Source organism: Halomonas sp. 11-S5, assembly GCF_029889825.1.
Classification (GTDB): Bacteria; Pseudomonadota; Gammaproteobacteria; order Pseudomonadales; family Halomonadaceae; genus Halomonas.
The window spans coordinates 1-19948 of the sequence record NZ_JARANW010000013.1 but is presented as its reverse complement, the minus strand read 5'-3'; the positions used below and the strand labels follow the sequence as shown (position 1 = coordinate 19948).

Genomic DNA, 19948 nt, shown 5'->3' with positions numbered 1-19948 from the left:
TCGCGCCCGACGCTTGCCGGAAGGGTGCGGGAAATCTGGTGCCCGGAGCCGGGCTCGAACCGGCACGGTGTTGCCACCGAGGGATTTTAAGTCCCTTGCGTCTACCAATTTCGCCATCCGGGCGGCACGGTTCCGAGCGGGCAGCTAGGGGGATGATGGAGGCTGGAGTCGGAATCGAACCGGCGTGCACGGAGTTGCAGTCCGCTGCATAACCACTCTGCCATCCAGCCTCATGAGTCGTGCCATTCGTGGGGAATGGAGCGGGAAACGAGATTCGATGGGGCTGCCATCAGTCGGACCGGCGCACCGGCTCGCGACCCTCGCAGTCGCACGCATTGACTCTTGTTACTTCTTCGAGTCTGGAGCGGGAAACGAGATTCGAACTCGCGACCCTCGCCTTGGCAAGGCGATGCTCTACCACTGAGCTATTCCCGCCTGACTCGAGAGCGAATTATACGGATAAGTCGGTGACTGTCAAACACTTTTCGCCACCCCCTCAGCGCATCGAGCTGCTCAGGTGCGGCCATGCCGACTTGAGGTAGAGGAACATCGACCACAGGGTCAGCAGCGCCGCCAGATAGAGGGTCGCCACGCCCAGCAGGGCCAGGGGAGTGCCGGGGGTGAAGGCCAACAGCACCAGCAGGGCGACCATCTGCAGGGTGGTCTTGACCTTGCCGATCCACGAGACCGCCACCTGGCCGCGCTTGCCCATCTCGGCCATCCACTCGCGCAGGGCCGAGATGACGATCTCGCGGCCGATGATCACCAGTGCCGGCAGGGTCAGCCAGATGGCCTCGTAGCGCTCGATCAGCAGGGCCAGGGCCACGGCCACCATCAGCTTGTCGGCCACCGGGTCGAGGAAGGCGCCGAAGGGCGTGGATTGATCCCAGCGCCGGGCCAAGTAGCCGTCGAGCCAGTCGGTCACCGCGGCCAGCGCGAACAGGCTGGCGGCCAGTGGCATGCTCCAGGCGAAGGGCAAGTAGAACAGCACCACCAACAGCGGAATGAAGAGGATTCTGGCCAGGGTGAGCAGGTTGGGTATGTTCATCGCGAGGTGCAGTCCTTGCCTTGGGAGATACCGGAAACCCCCTCATTCTATCCGTCGGGGCCCAACTCATCCATGCAGGGCGCGATGAATCGTCTCGGCCATTGTGGCGCTGATGCCGGGGACCCGGGCCAGCTCCTCGCGGCTGGCCTGCCTGACCCCCTGCAGGCCGCCGAAGAAGCGCAGCAGCTCGCGTCGGCGGCGCGGCCCCACGCCCGGAATGTCCTGCAGGGTGGACGTGCGCCGCGTCTTGTCGCGCCGTGCCCGATGGCCGGCGATGGCGAAGCGGTGCGACTCGTCGCGAATGTGCTGGATCAGGTGCAGGGCCGACGAGGCGCCGTCGAGGTCCAGGCGGCGATCGACGGTCTCGACGAACAGCGTCTCGAGCCCCGCCTTGCGCGTGGTGCCCTTGGCCACGCCGAGCAGGGTGACGCCGCTGACGCCCAGTTCGGCGAACACCTCCCGGGCCATGTTCAGCTGCCCCTTGCCGCCGTCGACGATCAGGATGTCCGGGCGTTCGCCTTCGCCCTCTTTGATCCGCTTGAAGCGGCGGGTCAGTGCCTGGCGCATGGCGGCATAGTCGTCGCCGGCGGCCACGCCCTCAATGTTGAAGCGCCGGTAGTCGGACTTGCGCGGCCCGTTCTCGTCGAACACCACGCAGGAGGCCACCGTGGCCTCGCCATGGCTGTGGCTGATGTCGAAGCACTCCAGGTGGCGGGGGGTGTCCTCGAGTTTCAGGGCCTCGCGCAGGGCCGCGAAGCGCTTCGAGAGCTGGGTCTGGCTGGCCAGTTGGCTGGCCAGTTGCTGTTCGGCATTGGTGCGGGCCAGCTCCCGCCACTGGGCGCGATGGCCGCGGACCTGGCCGGTCAGGCGAATGCGCTTGCCGGCGCGTTCGCCGAGTGCCCGGGCGATCAGGTCGGCATCCGGTACCGGGTGGCTGGTGATCACTTCCGTCGGAATCTCCCTTGCCTGGCCCAGGTAGAACTGGCTGATGAAATCGCCGAGCAGTGCCTCGGGGCCCAGGTCGAGCCCGTTGGCCGGGGCATGGTGCCGGGCCCCCAGCAGGCGGCCCTGGCGTATCGTGAGCACCGAGATGCACAGCGCCCCGGGGCGGCTGGCCAGGGCGAAGACATCGGCATCGCCGCCGCCGGTGTCGACGAACTGGCGCTGCTGCATCTGGCGCAGGTGCTGGACCTGGTCGCGCAGCCGGGCGGCCTCCTCGAAGTCGAGGCGCGCGCTGGCGGCCTCCATGGCGTCGCTCAGCTCGCGGGTCACCGCATCGCTCTTTCCCTCGAGGCACATCACCGCATGCTCCAGATCGCGTCGATAGTCCGCCTCGCTGATATGGCCCACACAGGGGGCGCTGCAACGCTGGATCTGGTACTGCAGGCAGGGCCGGGTGCGGTGGGCGAAAACGCTGTCTTCGCAGTTGCGGATACGGAAGATCTTCTGCATCAGCGACAGGCTCTCACGCACGGCGCCGCTGCTGGGGTAGGGGCCGAGGTAGCGGCCGTCGTCGCGGCGCACCCGGGCGCGCTTGTACTCCAGGGCGGGGAAGGGGTGGCGGTCGGTGACGAAGAGGAAGGGGTAGGACTTGTCGTCGCGCAGCAGGATGTTGTAGGGCGGGCGCAGCTCCTTGATCAGCGTCTGCTCGAGCAGCAGGGCCTCGGTCTCGCTATTGGTCACCGTCACCTGGATGTCGGCGATGCGGCCGACCAGGGCCTGGGTCTTGGTGTTGAGCGCACCGCGAAAGTAGCTCGCCAGACGTGCCTTGAGGCGACGCGCCTTGCCGACATAGAGGGTCTCGCCGTGCTCGTCGAGCATGCGGTAGACCCCGGGGGATTCGCTGACGCTGCCGAGGAAGTCGCGGGAATCGAAGCTCATGGAAACGGCGTGCCGGGAACGGGAAGCGGAACCCCCATTCTACCAGATCGGGACCCTCGGCAAGGCGCTCAGTCGGCGTCGCTGAAGCCGTCGACCAGGCCGTGGCGCAGGCCGAGGTGGGTCAGCTCCACGTCGGAGGTCACGCCGAGCTTCTCGAAGATCCGGTAGCGATAGGTGTTGACGGTCTTGGGGCTTAAGAACATGCGGTCGGCGATGTCGGCGACGCGCTGGCAGTTGACGACCATCAGCGCGACCTGGAGTTCGCGCTGGGAGAGCTGGTCGAAGGGATTGTCCGTCGCATCGATGCGCGACAGCACCAGCCGCTGGGCGATCTCGGGGCTGACATAGCGCTTGCCGCCGAACACGCAGTGGATCGCCTCGACCATCTCGTCGTGCTGGCAGCCCTTGCTGATGAAGCCATGGGCCCCGGCCTCGAGCAGGCGCTGGGCAAAGGTCTCCTCGATGAAGGCCGTCAACACCAGGATGCGGATGTCGCTGGCGAAGCGGTTTATCTTGCGGGTAGCCTCCAGGCCGCCGATCCCCGGCATGCGGATATCCATCAGCACGATGTCCGGTTCGAGCTTGCGCGCCTTGGTGATGGCCTCCTCGCCATCGGCGGCTTCACCGACCACGCGGATCCCACGCTCGGCATTCAGCAGGTGGGCGATGCTGATCCGTACCAGGTGATGGTCATCGGCGACGAGAACCCTGATCAACGCAGACGCTCCTGAAAACGTGGTGGGTGAGTGCCGTTCCGAGACGGGTCCTGGCGAAGAGGTCGCCAACAAGCCGGCCGGCACGAAATCAGTCCCGTTAGGGTGGCACATCCCGTCCCTAAGAGGAATTGGCACGAGGCAGAAGAGTGAAATTGGTACCCCTGAGGTTGACGTATCCGCTAGGACTGCGTAATATTTGCCTCGTTCTCGCAAGGCGGGAGCGGCGTGGGGCCTTAGCTCAGCTGGGAGAGCGCAACACTGGCAGTGTTGAGGTCAGCGGTTCGATCCCGCTAGGCTCCACCAACAAGACATCTCGAATCAGCCGCTTAGCGCACCCCGCTAGGCGGCTTTTTCGTGTGCCCGCCCTCGCTCGTGACGCGGTGCCTGATGATAGGCGGCATCCGGTATTTTGGTGGTAGCGCTGAGGCCTGTTGCGATTGCCTGACGTGTTCGGTCAAATGGCATCCTTGTATCAACACGTCGAGGAGCCTCCGTGTCAGATTCCCGCCTTGCCGATCACACCATGACGATGTGTCGTGCTCTCTATCAGACTGACTGGCAGAGCTTTTTCGATCCTGGAGCCCTTGAGCGCGGCAGACGCTATGCCAAGCAGGGCCGGGTGATGGATGGCCTTGGCCTGGAGCTCGACGCCGATATGATCGTGCTGACGGCACAGGTCATGGGCAGCCGGAAGCAGGCCTACCATACCGAAGTGGCGATATACGTGGACGTTTCCGATGATGCGCTCTTTAGCGACTGCAGCTGCCCGGTCGGCGTCGGTTGCAAGCATGCGGTGGCGCTGATCCACACCTTCCTGGACGAGATGGGTGAGGGGCCGGCAGCCCTGGCTGACGTAGCGTCGGCGCAATCTGCGCTGCCCGAGTCGGCCGGAACTCCCGACAATAGTGACAAGCTGGAGCGCAGCTGGGAGGCCTGGTTGGCACAGTTGGAGAACCCGCCAGGCCCTGTACTGGACGGAGAGCGTATCGGTGAGGAGTATCGGCTGGGGCTGTTCCTGGATACCTCGACCCGTTTTGCCATCGAGCCGGTGCTCAAGGTGTTGCCGGTGTGGCTGCGCCCCTCGCGTCAAAGCAAGCGCGGCAGTGGGTGGGTTTCACCGCGGGTGATCGAGGCGCGTAGTGCGGGGGAGCTGGTACCAGCGCCCGAGGCTGGTTGGAACCCCGAGCAGGAAGAGGCGCTTGACCTGCTGCTGCACGGTGAAATCGACACTCTCTGGGGAAGTGACCATCGCCAGTGGGCGGTGGTATCGCACGCCTTCCAGGCGCGCGCCCTCTGGTCGCTGCTGGACAGCGAGGTGCCGCCGCTGCTGTTCTTTCGCAAGCAAACCGGCCAACAGCTCGAGCCGGGCCCCGGCTGCCGGCTGGCGCCGAGCTGGCAACCCGATGCTCAAGGCGTGCAGCACCTGCGGGCCGATACCGATCCGGAGGGGCTGCTGTCGGCGGATGCGATCATGGCCAGGGCAGGGCGTGAGCTCTGCTATCTCGATTCCGAGCGTGGCCGTTTCGGCCGCCTGGAGGGTGACCCTGAGCTGCTGGTGAGGCTGCGTCGATCGCCGCCATTGCCGCCCGAGATGAGCGAGTGGTTGGGCGAGCGGCTGCGCGGGACGTCGGCGCTGGCTAGCCAGTTGCCGGCGCCGAAGCGGGTCGAGGAGTGCGTTCTGGAGGACGTTTCACCGCGTCTCAAGGTCACCATGCGGGTAGCGGAAGGCCAGCTGGGCTTCCGCGACGGGGTGCCACTGCCGCGCTGGATCCGTGTAGGTGCCGGGGTCGTGAGCTTCGACTACGACGGCGTTGAGGTGGCCCCCGAGGCGGGTGATACCGCTCAGGCCTTTCGCGATGGCCAGCGGCTCACCATCCAGCGCGATCCCGAGGCGGAGGTGGCGCTGATTCACGGCCTGCCACCGGGCATGGTGACCCTGGAACGGTTGCATGAGATCGAGGCGGTGCCGGCCTATCTGGATCTGCCGCCCTGGTCGCTGTTGCTGCCCACCCGCGGCGAGCCGCCGGCCAGCGCCGCCGAGTGGCCGACCCATCTGGCAGGAACAGAAGGCTGGTGGGAGATGCTTGCCAGGCTGCGCGAGGCGGGTTGCCTGGTTGAGCTCAGCGAAGCGTTCCCCCCGGAGCCGCGCTATCTCGAGCCGGAGGCCTGGCACGGCGAACTGGAACCGGCCGGCAACGGCTGGTTCGATCTGGCGCTGGATATCGAGGTAGAAGGCCAGCGCATGAACCTCCTGCCGATCCTGCGCCATCTGCTCAAGGATCCGGATTTTCCGCTGGAAGCGCCGCGAGACGAACCCCAGGAGGCGAGTTGGGCGTTGGCACTGGATGACCAGCGCCGCTTGGTATTGCCGCTTTCCCGGCTGCGGTCGCTGATGGCGCCGATTCTCGACTGGCTGAATGATGAGAGTGACCCTGAGGCGGCGCTGCAGCTGCCGGTGAGCGCGGCCGAGCGGGTCGCGCCGCTGGCCGAGCACGAGCGCTGGGCAGGGCGCGAGGATGTGGCGGCGCTGGCCCAGCGGCTCAAGGCACTGCCGGCCAGCTTGCCGGCGCCGGCAGGCTTCATGGGCGAGCTACGCGACTACCAGGCCCGCGGCATCGCCTGGCTGCGCTTTCTCTCCGAGCTCGGCACCGGCGGCATCCTGACCGACGACATGGGCCTGGGCAAGACGGTACAGGTGCTGGCGCATCTGCTCGACGAGCGTGTCCGCGGCGCGCTGGAAGGGCCGGTGCTGGTGGTGGCGCCGACCAGCCTGGTGGGCAACTGGTGCGCCGAGGCGGCGCGCTTCGCCCCGGGGCTGGAGGTGCTGGCCCTGCAGGGCGGCAAGGCCCAGCGCCAGCATCAGATCGAGAAGGCGCTGCCTCACGCCGACCTGGTGGTGACCACCTACCCGCTGCTGATTCGCGATGTGGCGCGGCTGCGCGAGATGGCGTTCGGCCTGTTGGTGCTGGATGAGGCCCAGGCGATCAAGAACGCCGCCAGTCAGACCGCACGCGCCGTGCGCGAGCTCGACGCGAAACGGGCGCTGGCGATGACCGGTACGCCGCTGGAGAACCATCTGGGCGAGCTGTGGGCCCAGCTCGATGCGGTGGCGCCAGGGGCGCTGGGCAGCCAGCAGTGGTTCGGCCAGCATTTCCGCACGCCCATCGAGAAGGATGGCGACGTGGCGCTGAGTCAGCGTCTCTCGCGGCGCATCGCGCCGCTCATGCTGCGCCGTACCAAGCAGCAGGTGCTCACCGAGCTGCCCGACAAGACTGAGAGTTGCCGCGAGATCACCCTGGCCGGCAGCCAGCGCGAGCTCTACGAGAGCCTGCGCCTGGCCCAGCATCAGCGGGTCCAGCAGGCCATCGCCGAGCGCGGCCTGGCCGGTTCCGGCATCGTGATGCTCGATGCGCTGCTCAAGCTTCGCCAGGTGTGCTGCGACCCGCGGTTGGTCAAGCTGGAGAGCGCGCGCCAGACGAAGCGCTCGGCCAAGCTGGAGCAGCTGCGCGAGCTGCTGCCGCCGCTGATCGAGGAGGGGCGGCGCATCCTGGTCTTCTCGCAGTTCACCGAGATGCTGGCACTGATCGGCGAAGCCCTGGAGAAGGATGGCATTCCCTTCACCACCCTCACCGGCGACACCCCGGGCAAGACCCGTACTCAGCGGGTGGCGCTCTTCCAGCAGGGCGAGATTCCGGTGTTTCTGATCAGTCTCAAGGCCGGCGGTACCGGCCTCAACCTCACTGCCGCGGATACCGTGATCCACTACGACCCCTGGTGGAACCCGGCAGTGGAGGCCCAGGCCACCGGTCGCGCCCACCGCATGGGCCAGCAGAACCCGGTGTTCGTCTACAAGCTGGTGTGTGCCGGCACGGTGGAGGAGCGTATTCTTGAGCTGCAGGCGCGCAAGGCGGACCTGGCCGCCTCGATCCTGGAGAGCGGCAGCGAGCGTAGGAGCGACGGCCCGCTGTTCGACGAAGAGGACCTGGCGCTGCTGTTCGCGCCGGCGGTGTAGCAGGTCAGGCCCCCGGCTTCGTTGCTAAGTGCGTGCCTGGCCGACATCCACCGTTACGCACGATGAACAGTGCAGTACCCTGTAGCTCGGGTCCGGTCATCAGGGAGAGGCCATCGTGGGGTATCGCTTCCAGCGTCACATTCGTCTCGCACCCGGTGTGCGACTCATTACCTGCAAGCTGCGTCCCGGGCACTCGGTCGGACCGCCCGGCATTCGCCTGCAGCTGGCCACTGGTGAGGGGGCCGAAGGCCTTCCGGTGCAGCTCGATATCGCCGCCAACGGGGAGATCCGCTATCGGCATCCCGATGGCCGACGGATCCCCGACGCCGAGGCCCGAGTGCTGCGGCGCCATGGCGAGGCGAAGATCCGGGAAGCGCTCGAGTCGCACTGCGAACAACTTAATGCCGATCTCGACCGGCTCGGCCGCCTGCACGAGCAGACGCCGCCACCAGGGGCCGCCGGCTATCAGCCGCGCAGCTACCCGGTGTCTCCCCCCTCGCCGGTGACCCTGGAACAGCCCGACTGGCGGCATGCCCTCTGGCCGGCTGCCCGGGTACGGCTCGATCGTGAGAACGCGCGCCGCGAGGCGTCGCATGCGCAGGCCTATCGTGCCTGGGAATGGGAGAAGGCCGAGTTCGATGCCCGCGAGTTCGAGCGTCAGCAGCGCGAAGAAGTGGCGGCCTGGGACGATCCCGACGCCATGCAGCAGACGCTGGTCGAGCGGCTGGATGAGCTCGCCTGGCCGCGTGAGACGCTGGTCGACTTCGACCTGAGTGATGACTGTCGCACCATTGTCCTGGACATCGATCTGCCGAGCGAAGAGGAGCTGCCCGACCGCTACTGGACGATGCCCGCCAAGCGCCTCAAGCTCTCGCCGCGCAAGCTCGGCGTCACGCGGCAGCGCGAGCTCTATCGGCGTCACGTGCACGGTGTGGCTTTCCGCGTGCTGGGCACGGTCTTCGCCCGGCTGCCGCGAATCGAACGCGTGCTGCTCTCCGGCTATCGCCGGGTCAAGGACCCGACCAGCGGTGAGCTTCGGGGCCAGCACCTCTTCAGCGCCAAGGTCACCCGCGAGGCGTGGGAGCGCGTCGACTTCGACCGACTGGCGCAACTCGACCCGGCCCAGGCCTTGGCGGTCTTCCCCCTGCGGCGCGAGATGACCCAGTCCGGCACCTTCCGCGATATCTCGCCCTTCGAGCTCGACTGGCGTCGGCGCTGACGCCGGCCACACGCGCCGGCGAGTCTGTCGCCCGCCGGGCGGCGTTCACTCGGACGAGGCCTGGCCGGCGCTGAGGATATGGTGCAGGCTGGCGCACGCCACCAGGGGGTCGTCGCAGTTGACCACGATGTCGGAGCGGGCCAGCACGTAGCTCTTGCCGGTGATGGTGTTCTCCACGACCGTATGGGGCCCTTCCTGTCGCGTGCCGGTGAACTCGCCGATGAAGCCGGTTTCGCGCAGCGAGACGGTTTCCAGCTTGTCACCGGGCTCGATGGTGCCCTCGTGGCGCATCAGCGCCAGGCGCGCCGAGGTGCCGGTGCCGGTGGTGCTGCGGCAGATCACGCCGGGATGCACGTAGGTGGTCGAGCGGGAGCGGTAGAAGTCGTCGGCGACCTGTTCGACGGGGCCCATGAAGTGCAGGAAGGGCAGCGGACCCACGTCGCCCAGGGTGTAGTGGGAGAAGCCGCGTTCGGCCTGGATCGCCTCGACGATCCGGTGGGCGCAGTCGGCGAGTTCCCGCTCCTCGTCGCGGTTGAGGTGGAAGCCCAGTTCGGCGGCGTCCACCAGGGCGTAGAAGCCGCCGCTGTAGGCGACGCTGTAGGTGACGTCGCCGAGGCCGGGCACATGGATGCTGGCACGGTAGGTGTCGATATAGCTGGGCAGGCCCCCGCAGGTGATCGACTCCACCACGCCGTTCTCGATCAGGGCCTCGATCTGCACCAGTCCCGCCGGCGACTCCAGCTTGAAGCGCTGGCGTCCCTCCTGCTTGGGCACTAGGCCGCTCTCCAGCACCGCCGTGGCGGTGCAGATGGTGTTGGAGCCGGAGTAGATAGGGTAGCCCATCACCTCCATGATGATGTAGCCCACCTCGGCGGCCGGGTCGGTGGCGGGCACGAGCAGGTCCACCGACATCTCGGGAATGCCGTAGGGTTCCTCCAGCAGCAGCCTGCGCAGGCCATCGGCGTCGTCGCGCAGGTAGTGCATCTGCTCACGCACCGTGGCGCCGGGCAGGGGCTCGATGCCGCCGACCACGATGCGGCTGACATCGCCGCCGGCATGGGTGTCGATCAGTTGCAGGGTCAGTGCCGGGCTCATGAGTGTCCCTCCAGGGCGAAGGGCGCGCCATGCTCGTCCCACTGGCTGTCGGGGACGATCACGATCTTGCCCAGGAAGTTGCTACCGCGGCTGACGAAGTAGCGCTCGGCGGCGTGCAGGTCGGAGAGCCGGAAGGCGGCGTGCAGCACCGGCTTGAGCTCGCCTGCACGGATCCAGGCGATCAGCTGCTCGGCCTCCTCGCGGGTGCCGTGGGAGACGCCGAAGATCTGCACCTGGTAGAGGTAGATGCGCGTCCACAGAATCTCCGAGATGTTGCCGCCGCTGGCGCCGGCGATGGAGAGCCGCGGGTAGGTGGTGCGCGCCTTCATGTCCTGGATCATGGTGTCGATGAAGCAGTCGGTCATCTCGCCGCCGACCAGGTCCATCACCGCGTCGATGGGCGCGCCCCCGGTGGCCTCGAGCACCCGTTCGGCGAAGCCCTCGAGGTCGCCGCGGTCGATCACCGCCTCGGCGCCCAGCGCCTTCAGCGCCGGTGCCTTCTCCTGCTGGCTCACCGCGTAGGGAATCGCACCGACGATGCGGCACAGCTGGATCAGCGCGGTGCCCACGCCGCCGCTGGCCCCGCTGACAAGAATCCGTTCTCCCGCACTCACCCGAGCCGACGTCATCATATGGTAGGCGGTCTGGTAGGAGCACATGCCCAGGGCGGCGAGCTCGGCGTCGCTGAGCTCGGGGTTGGGCACGTGGTGGAACTGGTCCGAGGGCACGACGACGTATTCGGCGAAGCCGCCGTCGGCACCGTGGCCGTAGTAGTCCGGGGTCAGGTTGATGTCGCGTCGGGCATCGGGGTAGAGGTTGAAGTCGAGCAGGCCGCGCTCGCCGATCCGCGAGGCCTCGACCCCCTCGCCTACCGCCACCACGCGCCCGGCGATGTCGGCACCTTGGATGCGTGGGAAGGTCAGGGTCGGTGTCCCGCCCATGGCAAAGGAGGTCACCTCGCCCTTCTTCACCGGATAGAGCCCCTCGCGGGCCTTGCGGTCGGTGTTGTTCTTGGCGGTGGCCGTGACTTTCACCAGCACCTCGCCGGGCCCCGGTCGTGGGGTCGGCACGTCGTCGTGGTAGACAAGCCTGTCGACGTCACCATGCCCGGTCAGCAGCATGGCGGCCATGGTATCGGGAAGGGTCTCGCTGCTCACTGGGTGCCTCCTTTCGTCTACGGGGTCGACTGGGTTAGACGATAGCAGACTTCCCCGTCCCGACGTCATCCCCTCTGGCCAGGGCAATCGCAGATGGAAGTAATGCTCGAGGCTGTTCCGGCGACAGGCCCCGGAGCGCCGGACCGTCGGGGAGGCGCTGTGAACCCCTCCCTGGGCGCTACCGACGCCATCCCTGGCGTAGGACCTCCCCTTCGACCTGTCCCCGGCGCCTCTCGCATTGGCTAACTGCAATTGCCCTGGCGTCTAACGTCAGGCGGCCACGTCGGGCTTATCCGCCGTCGCGGTGCCAGAAGGGCTGTCCCACCGTCGGCGTGCTGGGGCTGGCGGTCTGGCGCTGCTGCATCAGTCCGGCCAGGTAGGCCTTGCGGCCAGCGCGGATGGCCTCGGCGAAGGCCTCGGCCATCAGCGGCGGGCGATGGGCGCGGGCCACGGCGGTGTTGATCAGCACGCCGTCGAAGCCCATCTCCATGGCTTCGGCGGCCTGGGATGGCGCGCCCAGGCCGGCATCGATGATCAGCGGCACGGCGAGGCGCTGGCGCAGGGTCTCGAGGGCGTAGCGGTTCATCAGCCCGCGACCGGTGCCGATGGGCGAGCCCCAGGGCATCAGCGCCTGGCAACCGGCGTCGCGCAGGCGCTGGCAGAGCACCAGGTCGTCGGTGCAGTAGGGCAGCACCTTGAAGCCCTGGTCGATCAGTTCCCGGGCCGCCTCCAGCAGACCGAAGGGGTCCGGCTGCAGGTTGTAGTCGTCGCCGATCACCTCGAGCTTGATCCAGGGCGTGTCGAAGAGCTCGCGGGACATCTGGGCCAGGGTGATGGCCTCCCGGGCCGAGCGGCAGCCGGCGGTGTTGGGCAGCAGCCGGCAGCCGCTGTCGCGCAGGATCTGCCAGAAGGCGTCGCCGTCGCCGGCCGCGGGGTTCTGGCGGCGCAGGCCCAGGGTGACCATCTCGCAGCCTGAGGCCCGGATCGCCTCCTGCATCACCGTCGGCGAGGGGTAGAGGGCGGTGCCGAGCAGGAAGCGGCTGGCGAAGGCCTCGTCGTAGAGCGTCAGGGTGTCGTCGTGTAGCGCGTCCATCAGCCACCTCCTACCGGGGCCACGATATCGATGCGGTCGTCGTCCTGCAGGACCCGCCCGGCATAGGCGGAGCGGGGCACGAACTCGCCGTTGACCGCCACGGCGACCCGGCGGTCGGCGTAGTGCCAAGCGTGCAGGGCGTCGGCGAGCGGAGTGCCGGCGGGAAGGCGGGCGGTCTCGTCGTTGAGGCGCAGGGTGATCTCGTTCATGCAGTGGCCTCCTGCGGCGGGTGTGCCGCCAGAGTGTCGGCGAAGGGCCGGTCGCCGTGGTCCCGGATCCCGGCCAGCAGGTGGCAGACCACGGCCGGTGCCAGCAGGTAACCGTGCCGGAACAGGCCGTTGGCGGTGATCAGCCCCTCCTGGTGGGTGACATGGGGCAGGTTGTCGAGGAAGGCGGGACGCAGGTTGACCCCCTGCTCCAGGATGCGCGCCTCGGCGAAGGCCGGGGACAGGGTGTAGAGGGCGCTGCCCAGCTCCAGCGAGGACTGCAGCGACATGGGCGAGCGGTCCTCGCTCTCGATCTGGGTGGCCCCGATGACGAAGCGATCCCCCGGCTTGGGCACCACATAGAGCTGGTAGCGCGGGTGCATCAGCCGTACCGGCCGCGAGAGCCGGATCTCGGCGGTCTGCACGTGCAGGGTCTCGCCGCGCACGCCGCGCAGGCTCGGGTGGCGCTGCCGGGCGCCGGTGCCGCGACAGTCGACGACCAAGTCGAAGCGCCGGCGGCCGTTGGCGGTGACGACCTCGCCGGGGAAGGTCTCCACCGGGCAGTGGGCATGGCACTCCCCGCCCAGGGCGCGGATCTCGTCCAGCAGGCGGGTGAGCAGGGTACGGTTGTCCAGGTGGGCCTCGTCCGGCAGGTAGAGGCCCTGGCGGAAGCCGGGCGCCAGGTCGGGCTCCAACCGATGGATCTCACCGGCGTCGAGGGCCCGGCAGGGTGAGCCGCCGCCCAGCGCATGGTCGAGGTCGCGGCGGAACTGGGTGAGTTCGCCCAGGTCCTGGGGATGCGCCACCATCAGGCTACCGTGCTGTTGCCACAGCGATGGGGCGTCGAGGGCCTCGAGCCACGTCGGCCACTGGGCCAGGGCGAAGCGGCCCATGTCGTGGACGCAGCGCTCGGAGATCGCCGTCTCGCAGAGCGGGGCGACCATGCCGGCGGCGGTCCAGGCGGCGGCGGGCGGGGTGTCCAGGTCCCCGGCGTCATAGAGAGTGACGGCGTGGCCGTCGGCGAGCAGCTGCCAGGCGACCAGGCGCCCCAGCAGGCCGGCGCCGGCGACGGCGATGTGATCGGTGGTGGTTGTCAAGATAGCGGCCATCCTGCAGGAGACATGGCTGACCAGGCGGGATGGCGACAGGGGGCACGCAGGCGTGACATGCGCTTGTTCCCTCCGCAGGCATCAACCTGATCAGGTTCAACGGGTTCGGCCGTACCGATCTCAGCCCCCGTGCACGGCTTGCTGCGCGTACCGGGGCTCCCCGACAAGTCCTGCCAACTTAACCAAAGATGCCCGGGCACGCAATCTCGTCGCGTGCCCGGGCATCAATCAGTGTGGATGGCGTCCACTCCGGCTCAGGCGCAGTCGGCGGCCCCCTCGCCGAACATGTCGAACAGCAGCTCGCGGCCGAGGCCGGTCAGCACGAAGCGCTGCTGGTCGTTCCAAGTGGCGGCCTGGCTGGTCTCGAGGATGTGCTGGCAGGGCGCCCAGTCACGGTCGGCATCGCCGAGCGCCTTCAGGGCGGTGCGATCGAGGCCGCGGTGCGGGACGGTGACCGTCTCGAGGACATGCCCCTGGCGATAGAGCAGGGCGGCCATGTTGGAGAGGCACTGGCGCAGGCTACGCTGCATGCCGGTGGTACTGGGGGTGTCGTGTGTCATGCTGCCGCATCTCCTTGAGGGATTATGCTGCAGCGCATTATACATGCGACGAAGGTCGATGTCATACCAAGGTCTAAGATGTTCTGGTCTGCCGCAGACGGTGGCAATGCTCGAGGCTATTCCGGCGACAGGCCTTCGGGGAGGCGCTGTGAACCCCTCCATGGGCGCTACCGACGCCATCCCTGGCGTAGGACCTCCCCTACGACCTGTCCCCGGCGCCTCTCGCTTCAGTTAACTGCAATTGCCCTGCTAAGACGCTATCCCCCATCTCAGCCTTCCACTCGCCCCAGCAGCAGGAATTCGATCAGCGCCTTTTGAGCATGCAGGCGATTGCCGGCCTCCTGCCAGACCACCGCGCGCGGGTCATCGAGCAGGGTCGTGCTGATCTCCTCGCCGCGGTGGGCGGGCAGGCAGTGCAGGAAGAGCACGTCGTCCTTCGCCCGGTCGAGCATCGTCTCGCTCACCTGGAAGCCGGCGAAATTGGCCTCGCGCCTGGCCTGCTCCTCTTCCTGGCCCATGGAGGCCCAGACGTCGGTGGTCACCAGGTCGGCTTCAGCCACGGCCTGCAGGGGGTCGCGAAGGATGCTCACCCGGTCGCCGGCGGCGGCGAGGATGTCCTGGCGCGGCTCGTAGCCTTCCGGACAGCAGATGCGCAGCTGGAAGTCGAACTGCCGGGCGGCGTTGATCCAGGAGTGGCACATGTTGTTGCCGTCGCCGATCCACACCGCGGTGCGGCCCTTGACGCTGCCGCGCAGCTCGGTCCAGGTCATCACATCGGCGAGCAGCTGGCAGGGGTGGTAGTCGTCGGTGAGGGCGTTGATCACCGGCACCTTGCTGGCGGCGGCATACGCCTCCAGGCCCTCGTGGGAGAAGGTACGGATCATCACCGCGTCGACCATCTCCGCGAGCACCCGCGCGGTATCTGCGATGGGTTCGCCGCGGCCGAGCTGGGTATCGCGGGGCGAGAGGAACAGCGCATGGCCGCCGAACTGCGCCATGGCGGTCTCGAAGGAGACCCGGGTGCGGGTCGAGGACTTCTCGAAGATCATCGCCAGGGTGCGGTTGGCGAAGGGCGTGTAGGTCGGCCCGTGGGTCTTCAGGCCGTTCTTGATCGAGATGGCGCGCTGGATCAGGTAGCGCAGCTCGTCCGGACTGAGGTCAAGCAAGGTGAGGAAATGGCGGGTGGCCATGGTGTCGCTCCACGGGAAAAAACGACCATCCTAGCCAGCCCACGGGGGATGCGCAACGCGCCCGTCATCAGTAGAATGGCCCTCATCCACAAGGCCGACCAGCATACTCGGGTATTGCCCGGGCGCTTGCCGGCCTCGATCTATCGAGGCCCGGGCCATCGAGACCCGGCCACACGAGAAAGGGAGATGTCATGAGCACCACCGTCGAGAACATCCAGCGCCAGATCGGCGAGAACCCCATCCTGATCTACATGAAGGGCACCCCCCAGCTGCCGCAGTGCGGCTTCTCCGCCCAGACCGTCCAGGCCCTGATGGCTTGTGGCGAGCGCTTCGCCTTCGTCAACGTCCTGGACAACCCGGACATCCGTGCCGAGCTGCCCAAGGTGGCCAGCTGGCCGACCTTCCCGCAGCTGTGGGTCGAGGGCGAGCTGGTCGGCGGCTGCGACATCGTGGTCGAGATGCATCAGAACGGCGAGCTGGAAAAGCTGGTCAAGGAAGCCGCCGCCAAGCACAACCAGACTTCGTCTGGAGCTTGAAGCCATAAGCTTGAAGCTTGAAGAAAAAAGTTCTTCGCAAATTGGCGTGAAAACAGCGGGAATGTCGCGTAGGCCGGATAAGCCGGAGGCGCATCCGGCGTGACGATGGTGCCCTCGCCATGCCCGGTGCGCTGGCGCTTACCGAGCCTACGGGGTCAGATGGCCAGCCGGTATCGTGCGGTCAACGATCACGCCAGTCTGCGATGAACCAGAAACAACACCCCCGTAGCAGTGCTGCGGGGGGTTGCTATTGGGGGCAAGCTTATGCTGCTTTCCAGCTTCCAGCTTCCAGCTTCCAGCTTCCAGCTTCCAGCTTCCAGCTTACGGCTTACGGCTTACGGTTCCTCGTCCAGCCCCTGCTCCTTCTGGGCCAGGGCCCAGCCGCCCAGGTCCTTGTAGCGGTTGACCATGGCACAGAACAGCTCGGCGGTGCGCTCGGTGTCGTAGCGCGCCGAGTGGGCGGCGCTGTTGTCGAACTCGATGCCCGCGGCGCGACAAGCCCGGGCCAGCACGGTCTGGCCATAGATCAGGCCGCCGAGCGATGCCGTGTCGAAGCTCGAGAAGGGATGGAAGGGGTTGCGCTTGATGCCGCAGCGGTTGACCGCCGCATTGAGAAAGCCGTGGTCGAAGGCGGCATTGTGGCCGACCAGCACGGCCCGGGTGCAGCCATGGGCCTTGATGGACTTGCGCACGGGTCGGAAGATCTCGCCCAGTGCCTCGGCCTCGCTGACGGCCACCTGTCGGCGCAGCGGGTCATCCAGCCGGATCCCGGTGAAGTCCAGCGCCGACTGCTCCACGTTGGCCCCTACGAAGGGGGTGACATGGTAGGCATAGGTGGCGTCGGGGATCAGGTTGCCGTCCGGATCCATGGTCAGGGTGACTGCGGCGATCTCGAGGATCGCGTCGCCCTCGGGATTGAATCCGCCGGTTTCCAGGTCCACCACCACGGGCAGGAAGCTGCGGAATCGCTGCGCCATGAGTTCGCGGGCGATCGCCTCGCTCATGCACCCCTCCTTGTCTGGGCCATCGTGTCTCGAAACCGCGAAAGTCTAGCAGCTTGCCCTCCGCGAGTCGCGTCGCCGGTATTCGCTGCAGGCTCGGCGCGCTATAATCGCCCCTTCGAGAACGTTACTAGAGGAGCCTCAGCATGTCCGATGTCAAGAAGGTCGTGCTCGCCTATTCCGGCGGCCTGGACACGTCCGTCATCGTCAAGTGGTTGCAGGAAACCTATGACTGCGAGGTCGTGACCTTCACTGCCGACATCGGCCAGGGCGAGGAGGTCGAGCCGGCCCGTGCCAAGGCCCAGGCGCTGGGCGTCAAGGAGATCCACATCGAGGATCTTCGCGAGGAGTTCGTGCGCGACTACGTCTACCCGATGTTCCGCGCCAACACCCTCTACGAGGGCGAGTACCTGCTCGGCACCTCCATCGCACGCCCGCTGATTGCCCGTCGCCTGATCGAGATCGCTAACCAGTCCGGCGCCGATGCCATCTCCCATGGCGCCACCGGCAAGGGCAACGACCAGGTGCGCTTCGAGCTCGGCGCCTACGCGCTCAAGCCAGGCGTCAAGGTGATCGCGCCGTGGCGCGAATGGGACCTGACCTCCCGCGAGAAGCTGATGGCCTACTGCCAGCAGCACGACATCCCGGTGGACTTCTCTTCCAAGAAGAAGAAGTCGCCGTACTCGATGGATGCCAACCTGCTGCACATCTCCTACGAGGGCGGCATTCTCGAGGACCCCTGGGCCGAGGCCGAGGAGGACATGTGGCGCTGGAGCGTGTCGCCGGAGGCCGCGCCGGACACGCCCACCTATATCGAGCTGACCTTTGATCACGGCGACATCGTGGCCATCGACGGCGTGCCGATGAGGCCCCACGAGGTGCTCGAGAAGCTCAACATCCTGGGCGGCGACAACGGCATCGGCCGCCTCGACATCGTCGAGAACCGCTATGTGGGCATGAAGTCCCGCGGCTGCTACGAGACCCCGGGGGGCACCATCATGCTGCGCGCCCACCGCGCCATCGAGTCGCTGACCCTCGACCGCGAGGAGGCGCACCTCAAGGACGAGCTGATGCCCAAGTATGCCGAGGTGATCTACAACGGCTACTGGTGGAGCCCGGAGCGCCGCATGCTGCAGGCGGCCATCGACGAGACCCAGAAGAACGTCTCCGGCGTGGTGCGCATGAAGCTCTACAAGGGCAGTGCCACCGTGGCGGGCCGCAAGTCCGACGCCTCGCTCTTCGACGAGTCCATCGCCACCTTCGAGGACGATGCCGGCGCCTACGACCAGAAGGATGCCGAGGGCTTCATCAAGCTCAACGCCCTGCGCCTGCGCATCGCCGCCGGCAAGGGCCGCAAGCAGGACTGAGACCGACCTGCATGCCTTCCTCGACGCCGGCCTGCCGCCGGCGTCGTCGTGTCGAGGGCTGCCACAAGCGAGGAGAGCACCATGTTCAAGAAACTGTTATCCGGCCTGTTCGGCGGTGGCGAGGGCAAGTCCGGCAACGCCGCGGCCGCCGAGCCGGTGGAGTACAAGGGCTATTTGATCATCTCCGAACCCGCCGATCAGGGCGGCCAGTACCGCGTCAGCGGCTGGATCCGCAAGCCGCTGCCTGCCGCCGACGGAGAGGACGGCGAGATGCTCGAGCATCGCTTCGATCGCTCCGACATGCTGCCCGGTCGCGAGGCCTGTGACGCCTTGATGATCAGCAAGGCACAGCGCTTCATCGACGAGGTCGGCGACGAGATGTTCTCGCCGCGCTGAGACTCGCTTTATACTTCAGGACATGCCGATCCGTCCCGTGACCCGGAGTCGCCATGCGCCTGCTGCACCGCTCCTCGCCCTGGCGAGAACTCTTCTCCACCGATGCGCTGCCTGACCCCGGCGGCTGGCCGTCGCTGCTGGCCCCCCTGGGCCAGGCCTTGGTGAGCCTGGGGCCTGCTCCCTCCCTGGCCGAGGCCCACGCCTGGCAGGGCCAGCTGGTGGAGGCCCTGGACCGGCTCGATCTGCCTGCCTGGCGCATCAGCCAGCTGATCAGCGACCACAACGACTGGCTCTATCGGCGCGCCATCACGCTCTCCCTGGAGGAGATGCGCGGCCTGGGCTGGGGGGCGCCGCCGGTGGCCTGCTGCGTGCTGACCCTCGGTTCGGGGGCGCGCCATGAGAGCCTGCTGGCGCCGGACCAGGACAACGCCATGATCATCGCCGACTACCCCGACGAGCGGCATACCGAGATCGACGGCTACTTCCAGTCCCTGGGCGAGCGCTTCACCGCGCGCCTCGATGCGGCCGGGATCCCGCTCTGCCAGGGCCATGTCATGGCCCGCTGGCCGATGTGGCGCAAGCGGCTCTCGGAGTGGGCGGCACAGCTCGAGATCTGGACCGCGGAGCGCCGCGTCAAGCGGGTCCAGCAGGCCAATATTCTGCTCGACTTTCACCCGGTCCACGGCAACGCCGCACTCGCCGAGGCCCTGGCCGATCGGGTGGCCCGGCTGCTGCCGGGCGCCCACCTCTTCCTCGATGAGATGGCGAGCCTGCTCGATGAGCTGCCGCTGGCCCTGGACCGGCTCGGCCGGCTCAGCGGCGACGGCGAGGGTGCCCCCCATGAACGGGCCATCAACCTCAAGCGCCAGGGAATGCTGCCGCTGGTGAATGCCGTGCGCCTGCTGGGCGTGCGCCACGGGGTGCGCCCGCCGGATACCCGCTCGCGACTGGTGGCGCTGGTGATGCAGGAGGCGCTCGACGCCGAGCACGCCCGAGCCCTGACCGCGGCACACGAGCGGCTGCAGGCGCTGATGCTCGACGAGCAGCGCCGGGCCCTGGCCGAGGGGCGCAGCCCCGATGGCTGGGTGGACATCGCCCGCCTGGGTGAGGAGCAGCGCCTGCTGCTGCGCCATGACCTGCTGCAGATCCGCGCGCTTCTGAGAATCGCGCGCAAGCCGTAACCGGGCTTCGCCCGGAGCTGTAAGCTTTAAGCTGTAAGAACAAACCCTTGCTATCACATAGCTGAGCGGCAGCACTGCGGCTTACGGCTTACGGCTTACGGCTTACGGCTTACGGCTTACGGCTTACGGCTTACGGCGTCGCGACGGGGACGTACAGCATCAGGCTGCCACCGACCAGCCG

General features: G+C 67.4%; 17 protein-coding genes, 4 tRNA genes and 1 riboswitch. Of the genes, 7 read left to right on the top strand and 14 right to left on the bottom strand.

Going from position 1 to position 19948, the window contains the following annotated elements; all coding sequences use genetic code 11:
• Positions 1 to 36: 36 nt before the first annotated feature.
• From OP497_RS10525 to uvrY, 6 genes are all read right to left on the bottom strand, one after another.
• Positions 37 to 123 (bottom strand) — tRNA-Leu (locus OP497_RS10525).
• A 33-nt stretch (positions 124 to 156) separates the two neighbouring features.
• Positions 157 to 230, bottom strand: a tRNA-Cys gene (locus OP497_RS10520).
• A gap of 130 nt (positions 231 to 360) precedes the next feature.
• A tRNA-Gly gene (locus OP497_RS10515) sits at positions 361 to 435 on the bottom strand.
• Between the two features lie 61 nt (positions 436 to 496).
• Entirely contained in the window at positions 497 to 1048 is a 552-nt protein-coding gene (gene pgsA, locus OP497_RS10510; protein ID WP_280548177.1) for a CDP-diacylglycerol--glycerol-3-phosphate 3-phosphatidyltransferase, read from the bottom strand.
• 66 nt (positions 1049 to 1114) lie between these two features.
• Complete coding sequence (gene uvrC / locus OP497_RS10505) at positions 1115 to 2929, bottom strand: excinuclease ABC subunit UvrC (protein ID WP_280548176.1); 1815 nt, start codon at positions 2927 to 2929, stop codon at positions 1115 to 1117.
• 68 nt (positions 2930 to 2997) lie between these two features.
• Entirely contained in the window at positions 2998 to 3645 is a 648-nt protein-coding gene (uvrY, locus tag OP497_RS10500; protein ID WP_280548175.1) for a UvrY/SirA/GacA family response regulator transcription factor, read from the bottom strand.
• 227 nt (positions 3646 to 3872) lie between these two features.
• On the opposite strand from uvrY, the gene OP497_RS10495 reads away from it, so the two are divergent.
• From OP497_RS10495 to OP497_RS10485, 3 genes are all read left to right on the top strand, one after another.
• Positions 3873 to 3948 (top strand) — tRNA-Ala (locus OP497_RS10495).
• Between the two features lie 190 nt (positions 3949 to 4138).
• Entirely contained in the window at positions 4139 to 7657 is a 3519-nt protein-coding gene (locus tag OP497_RS10490) for a DEAD/DEAH box helicase (RefSeq protein WP_280548174.1), read from the top strand.
• A gap of 115 nt (positions 7658 to 7772) precedes the next feature.
• Positions 7773 to 8876 carry a DUF4236 domain-containing protein gene (locus OP497_RS10485; RefSeq protein ID WP_280548173.1) on the top strand — a complete coding sequence of 368 codons (1104 nt, stop codon included), beginning with the start codon at positions 7773 to 7775 and terminating at the stop codon, positions 8874 to 8876.
• 45 nt (positions 8877 to 8921) lie between these two features.
• Here OP497_RS10485 and OP497_RS10480 read toward each other — a convergent pair whose 3' ends face one another.
• The 7 genes from OP497_RS10480 to argF form a co-directional block, all read right to left on the bottom strand.
• A complete protein-coding gene (locus OP497_RS10480; RefSeq protein ID WP_280548172.1) occupies positions 8922 to 9971 on the bottom strand; it encodes a proline racemase family protein in 1050 nt (349 codons plus the stop codon).
• Positions 9968 to 11101 (bottom strand): zinc-binding dehydrogenase, encoded by a 1134-nt coding sequence (locus OP497_RS10475; RefSeq protein ID WP_280548239.1) that lies wholly within the window; start codon positions 11099 to 11101, stop codon positions 9968 to 9970. The genes OP497_RS10480 and OP497_RS10475 overlap by 4 nt, the downstream gene beginning before the upstream one ends.
• 316 nt (positions 11102 to 11417) lie before the next feature.
• Complete coding sequence (locus OP497_RS10470) at positions 11418 to 12221, bottom strand: thiazole synthase (protein WP_280548170.1); 804 nt, start codon at positions 12219 to 12221, stop codon at positions 11418 to 11420.
• The gene (thiS, locus tag OP497_RS10465) at positions 12221 to 12430 is read right to left on the bottom strand and encodes a sulfur carrier protein ThiS (RefSeq protein ID WP_280548169.1); all 210 of its coding nucleotides are present in this window, start codon (positions 12428 to 12430) and stop codon (positions 12221 to 12223) included. Before thiS ends, OP497_RS10470 begins: the two co-directional genes overlap by 1 nt.
• A complete protein-coding gene (thiO, locus tag OP497_RS10460) occupies positions 12427 to 13524 on the bottom strand; it encodes a glycine oxidase ThiO (RefSeq protein WP_280548168.1) in 1098 nt (365 codons plus the stop codon). Before thiO ends, thiS begins: the two co-directional genes overlap by 4 nt.
• A 62-nt stretch (positions 13525 to 13586) precedes the next feature.
• A riboswitch (TPP riboswitch) is annotated at positions 13587 to 13709 on the bottom strand.
• A gap of 81 nt (positions 13710 to 13790) precedes the next feature.
• Positions 13791 to 14096 (bottom strand): hypothetical protein, encoded by a 306-nt coding sequence (locus OP497_RS10455; protein ID WP_280548167.1) that lies wholly within the window; start codon positions 14094 to 14096, stop codon positions 13791 to 13793.
• Positions 14097 to 14365: 269 nt separating this feature from the next.
• Complete coding sequence (argF, locus tag OP497_RS10450) at positions 14366 to 15286, bottom strand: ornithine carbamoyltransferase (protein ID WP_280548166.1); 921 nt, start codon at positions 15284 to 15286, stop codon at positions 14366 to 14368.
• Positions 15287 to 15477: 191 nt separating this feature from the next.
• Here argF and grxD point away from each other — a divergent pair, with 191 nt between their 5' ends.
• Positions 15478 to 15822 carry a Grx4 family monothiol glutaredoxin gene (gene grxD, locus OP497_RS10445; RefSeq protein ID WP_280548165.1) on the top strand — a complete coding sequence of 115 codons (345 nt, stop codon included), beginning with the start codon at positions 15478 to 15480 and terminating at the stop codon, positions 15820 to 15822.
• A gap of 335 nt (positions 15823 to 16157) precedes the next feature.
• Here the strand turns inward: grxD and rnt are convergent, their stop codons facing one another.
• Positions 16158 to 16826 carry a ribonuclease T gene (gene rnt / locus OP497_RS10440; RefSeq protein WP_280548164.1) on the bottom strand — a complete coding sequence of 223 codons (669 nt, stop codon included), beginning with the start codon at positions 16824 to 16826 and terminating at the stop codon, positions 16158 to 16160.
• Between the two features lie 143 nt (positions 16827 to 16969).
• Between rnt and OP497_RS10435 the strand changes: the two genes are divergently transcribed.
• The 3 genes from OP497_RS10435 (at position 16970) to OP497_RS10425 (ending at position 19767) form a co-directional block, all read left to right on the top strand.
• Complete coding sequence (locus tag OP497_RS10435) at positions 16970 to 18190, top strand: argininosuccinate synthase (RefSeq protein ID WP_280548163.1); 1221 nt, start codon at positions 16970 to 16972, stop codon at positions 18188 to 18190.
• Between the two features lie 81 nt (positions 18191 to 18271).
• Positions 18272 to 18586, top strand: coding sequence for an HlyU family transcriptional regulator (locus OP497_RS10430; protein WP_280548162.1), 315 nt, complete (start codon positions 18272 to 18274; stop codon positions 18584 to 18586).
• A 53-nt stretch (positions 18587 to 18639) separates the two neighbouring features.
• Complete coding sequence (locus tag OP497_RS10425) at positions 18640 to 19767, top strand: DUF294 nucleotidyltransferase-like domain-containing protein (protein ID WP_280548161.1); 1128 nt, start codon at positions 18640 to 18642, stop codon at positions 19765 to 19767.
• Positions 19768 to 19948: the final 181 nt, after the last annotated feature.

Bases quoted from the DNA above. Each gene is read 5' to 3' on its own strand.
- OP497_RS10475 (WP_280548239.1), bottom strand. From the start codon at position 11,101: ATGGCCGCCATGCTGCTGACCGGGCATGGTGACGTCGACAGGCTTGTC.
- OP497_RS10470 (WP_280548170.1), bottom strand. From the start codon at position 12,221: ATGGACGCGCTACACGACGACACCCTGACGCTCTACGACGAGGCCTTC.
- OP497_RS10425 (WP_280548161.1), top strand. From the start codon at position 18,640: ATGCGCCTGCTGCACCGCTCCTCGCCCTGGCGAGAACTCTTCTCCACC.
- pgsA (WP_280548177.1), bottom strand. From the start codon at position 1,048: ATGAACATACCCAACCTGCTCACCCTGGCCAGAATCCTCTTCATTCCG.
- argF (WP_280548166.1), bottom strand. From the start codon at position 15,286: ATGGCCACCCGCCATTTCCTCACCTTGCTTGACCTCAGTCCGGACGAG.
- grxD (WP_280548165.1), top strand. From the start codon at position 15,478: ATGAGCACCACCGTCGAGAACATCCAGCGCCAGATCGGCGAGAACCCC.
- rnt (WP_280548164.1), bottom strand. From the start codon at position 16,826: ATGAGCGAGGCGATCGCCCGCGAACTCATGGCGCAGCGATTCCGCAGC.
- thiS (WP_280548169.1), bottom strand. From the start codon at position 12,430: ATGAACGAGATCACCCTGCGCCTCAACGACGAGACCGCCCGCCTTCCC.
- OP497_RS10435 (WP_280548163.1), top strand. From the start codon at position 16,970: ATGTCCGATGTCAAGAAGGTCGTGCTCGCCTATTCCGGCGGCCTGGAC.
- OP497_RS10480 (WP_280548172.1), bottom strand. From the start codon at position 9,971: ATGAGCCCGGCACTGACCCTGCAACTGATCGACACCCATGCCGGCGGC.
- uvrC (WP_280548176.1), bottom strand. From the start codon at position 2,929: ATGAGCTTCGATTCCCGCGACTTCCTCGGCAGCGTCAGCGAATCCCCC.
- OP497_RS10455 (WP_280548167.1), bottom strand. From the start codon at position 14,096: ATGACACACGACACCCCCAGTACCACCGGCATGCAGCGTAGCCTGCGC.
- OP497_RS10430 (WP_280548162.1), top strand. From the start codon at position 18,272: ATGTTCAAGAAACTGTTATCCGGCCTGTTCGGCGGTGGCGAGGGCAAG.